This window comes from uncultured Agrococcus sp. (assembly GCF_945915485.1).
In the GTDB taxonomy this organism is placed as follows: domain Bacteria; phylum Actinomycetota; class Actinomycetes; order Actinomycetales; family Microbacteriaceae; genus Agrococcus.
On sequence record NZ_CAMEFJ010000154.1, the window covers coordinates 1 to 3266 of the forward strand.

At 63.5% G+C, this 3266-nt stretch carries 5 protein-coding genes; 3 read left to right on the top strand and 2 right to left on the bottom strand.

The genetic code is table 11. The features are described 5' to 3' along the window. Positions 1-125 precede the first annotated feature (125 nt). A complete protein-coding gene (locus Q0O95_RS13725) occupies positions 126-605 on the top strand; it encodes a MarR family transcriptional regulator (RefSeq protein WP_293699829.1) in 480 nt (159 codons plus the stop codon). Between the two features lie 5 nt (positions 606-610). Here Q0O95_RS13725 and Q0O95_RS13730 read toward each other — a convergent pair whose 3' ends face one another. Further along, positions 611-1177 carry an HhH-GPD-type base excision DNA repair protein gene (locus Q0O95_RS13730; RefSeq protein ID WP_293699832.1) on the bottom strand — a complete coding sequence of 189 codons (567 nt, stop codon included), beginning with the start codon at positions 1175-1177 and terminating at the stop codon, positions 611-613. A 54-nt stretch (positions 1178-1231) separates the two neighbouring features. After that, positions 1232-1714, bottom strand: a complete 483-nt coding sequence (locus Q0O95_RS13735; protein ID WP_293699835.1) for a MarR family transcriptional regulator — start codon at positions 1712-1714, stop codon at positions 1232-1234. Between the two features lie 91 nt (positions 1715-1805). Between Q0O95_RS13735 and Q0O95_RS13740 the strand changes: the two genes are divergently transcribed. Both Q0O95_RS13740 and Q0O95_RS13745 read left to right on the top strand, forming a co-directional pair. Further along, entirely contained in the window at positions 1806-2597 is a 792-nt protein-coding gene (locus Q0O95_RS13740; RefSeq protein ID WP_293699837.1) for an SDR family oxidoreductase, read from the top strand. 245 nt (positions 2598-2842) lie between these two features. Further along, positions 2843-3266 (top strand): FBP domain-containing protein (locus Q0O95_RS13745; protein WP_293699840.1); only part of this gene is annotated, 424 nt, incomplete at its 3' end.

Consider the following 3266-nt stretch of genomic DNA (forward strand, 5'->3'; position numbering starts at 1 on the left):
CGCTTGCGCTGGGTCGTGCTCTTCTTCGCTGTTTCGAAATTGTCAGTGCTCACTCGGCGCCTCCGTCATCAGTGCTATAATTTGCATGACTGCAATCATTGCACATGTGCAACTAAGGAGCAAGCATGTCTTCCGACGAACTCACTCGCGTCTACCGCACGTACCTGGCGGCGGTCGTTCGATTCCACCTCGCCGCAGCTGAAGCCGGAGGGATGGGCCCTACCGACTATCAGGCGAGCAGCATCCTCGAGCTCGACGGACCGCTGTCGCCGGGAGAGCTCGCGGACCGGTTGAGGCTGAGTAGGAGCGCGACGACCCGCGTGATCGATCGGCTGGTCGCGGCAGGCATCGCGGAGAGAACCGTTGACGCGGCAGACAGGAGGAAGGGGGTCGTCGCTCATACCGGCCTGATTCCGGGCGAAGCGATTCGGCTGTTCTCTTCCGTGAGGGAGCCGATAGGCACGGCTATCGGTTCACTGAGCGCAGAGCAGCAAGAGGGCTTGGTGACGTATTTCCGTAGCGCGACTGCGGCGTATCAGAACGCCATAGATGTCACGGGCGACGACGGCCAGAGTAGCGCCGACCAGGAGGAGAGAAGCCGGTAGCCCCGTTACTTCTCCTTAGCGGCCTTCGCAGCGCGCTTCGTTTCGCGCACTTCCAGCAGGGAGGCACGGTCGTGGATGTCCGCGACGGATCGTTTCGCGCCTTCTTCGCCGTAGGGAGCGCTCGCTTCGCGCCAGCCCTCGCCATCGAAGCCCAGCTGTTTGCCCAGCAGCGCGAGGAAGATCTTCGCTTTCTGCTCGCCGAAGCCTGGCAGTTTCTTCAGGCGCTTCAGCACTTCCGCACCGGACGGGCTGTCTCGCGTCCAGATCGCGGCGGTGTCGCCATCCCAGTCGTCCACGATCGCGGCCGCGAGCGACTGCACCCTGCCAGACATGGAGCCCGGAAAGCGGTGGACGGCCGGCTTCTCGCTGAATGCGGCCTTGAAGGCGTCCGGGTCGTACTCCGCGACGACAGCAGGGTCGATGGAGCCGATGCGTTCGACGATCTTGTGCGGGCCAACGAACGCGACCTCCATCGCGATCTGCTGATCGAGCAGCATGCCGGTCAGGAGCGCGAAGGGGTCGTCGCTGAGCAGGCGGTCGGCTTCGACGTCATCGGTGAGGTGGATCTCCATACGCTTCAGTCTGCCAAACATCCAGTGTGATCGGGGGTCAACGGTGAACTTCGTTCAAGCGCGCCAGCCTTCTTCGCTGCGGATGGCTTTCTGGATCCTGCCGCAGATATCTCGCAGCTGGCGCTTCTGTGTGGCAGTGATTCGATCGAGAACCAGCTCGTGCACAAGCGCGGCATGGCCGGGCGTCGCGCGATCCACGGCGGTCGATCCGTCGTCTGTAAGCGTCGCGAGGGTGGTGCGGCCGTCAGTCGGATCCGGTGAGCGCCTGACCCATCCACGACGCTCGAGGCGCGACACCGCGCGAGAGAGTCGTGAGAGGGAGCTGTTGGCATATGCCGCCAGCGTGCTCATGCGCAGCGAGCTGCCCTCTGCCGAGTCGAGCGCGTACAGGATGCCGTACTCGAAGTGCGTCAGCCCAGCGTGGTTCGTCAGCTGCGCGTCGAGTGCGGAGGGGAGCCATTCGAGCACCGTCGCGAGGGATGACCAGGTCTCGAGGTCGTCACCCTCAAGTGAGGTGACGGATGCGGCTTCGTCCATACAACCAGACTAGTGCATTATTCACTTGCACAGTCAAGTAAATATCACTAGAGTTCAGTTGACTGAGAAAGTAAATTGAGAGGTGGGGACAATGGATCTTCAGCTAGCGGGACGCAGCGTGTTCGTCAGTGGATCGACGCAGGGGATCGGTTACGCTATCGCCGAGACGCTTGCGCGCGAAGGAGCAGCGGTCATCCTCAACGGTCGAACCCGAGAGCGTTGTGAGGCGGCGGCCGATCGGCTGCGAGGGGCGGTGCCCGGCGTTGCTGTTTCCGCACACGCCGCCGACTTCGGAGAGCCAGAACAAGTGGCGGCGCTGCTCGCGAAGCTGGGCCCGGTTGATGTCCTTGTCAACAACGTCGGCGTCTTCGATCTCATGGACTTCTTCGAGATCGACGACACGACCTGGCGCCGTTACCTGGAGATCGATCTGATGAGCGCCGTTCGTCTCAGCCGAGGGTTGCTGCCGGGGATGCTCGAGCGCGGCTGGGGGCGCATCATCTCTGTGGCCAGCGAGTCGGGCGTGAATGTTCCGGGTGACATGATCCCCTATGGCGTCGCGAAGGCGGGACTGATCGCGCTCGGCAACGGGCTGGCGAAACTCACGAGCGGAACGCAAGTGACCGTGAACACGATCCTCGGAGGGCCGACGTACTCCGCAGGAGTCGCCGGGGTCGTTGACGCGATTTCGCAGGAGCAAGGCATTCCCGCCGACGACGTGAAGCGATCAATCGAAGGCAAGAACTCGACGTCCCTCCTCGGCCGCTTCCTCGAGCCCGAGGAGATCGCGCACCTCGCCGCCTTCCTTGCGAGTCCGATGTCCTCCGCGACGAACGGGGCGGCTCTGCGAGCCGACGGTGGGGTACTCACCGCGATGCTCTGAACGTCGCTTCTGAAGTATCGATGCGAGGGCATCGCGCGATTCGAGTAGCGGGCGTACACTGGGCCCGTGAGTTTCCGAGAGCTGTCCTCCCAGCGGATGGAGGTCGTCGGCGCTGTTCTCGCCGACGGTGAGTAGCTGACGCGTCCTGGCCTTGCGGGCAATCCGTTCCCCGCAGGGCGACTTCGACGAACCTACTCATCGACTCACCCGAGCGCAGCCTTGCCGCGCTCTCGAAAGGCATACTCATGCAACCGTTAACCGAATCGTTCATCCGCGCATCCTTCGTCAACGCCTCACGCAAAGAGGTGAAGGACATGCGGCTGCCCGGCTTCTTCGAAGAGCTGCAGGAAAGCGACTGGCCAGACCTCGACTTCTTCGGCTGGCGCGACCCGAAGCTCCCGCGGCGCGGCTACACCGTGCTGCCAAGGCTCGACGATGATCCCGTCGGCATCGTGCTGAAGCAGGCGGAAGCATCACCGAGGTCGCGTGCCATGTGCAACTGGTGCCGGGATGTCCGGCTGCCGAATGAGGTTGTGTTCTGGAGCGCCAAGCGTGCCGGCGGTGCCGGCCGCCGGGGCAACACGGTCGGCACGCTCATCTGCCGTGACTTCGAGTGCTCACGCAATGTGCGCAACGATCCGCCGCCCGCCTACGAAGGCTACGACGTGG

What these genes read in the sequence shown, in the direction of transcription:
- Q0O95_RS13730 (WP_293699832.1), bottom strand. Translation starts at nt 1,177, where the DNA reads ATGGAGATCCACCTCACCGATGACGTCGAAGCCGACCGCCTGCTCAGC.
- Q0O95_RS13740 (WP_293699837.1), top strand. Translation starts at nt 1,806, where the DNA reads ATGGATCTTCAGCTAGCGGGACGCAGCGTGTTCGTCAGTGGATCGACG.
- Q0O95_RS13735 (WP_293699835.1), bottom strand. Translation starts at nt 1,714, where the DNA reads ATGGACGAAGCCGCATCCGTCACCTCACTTGAGGGTGACGACCTCGAG.
- Q0O95_RS13725 (WP_293699829.1), top strand. Translation starts at nt 126, where the DNA reads ATGTCTTCCGACGAACTCACTCGCGTCTACCGCACGTACCTGGCGGCG.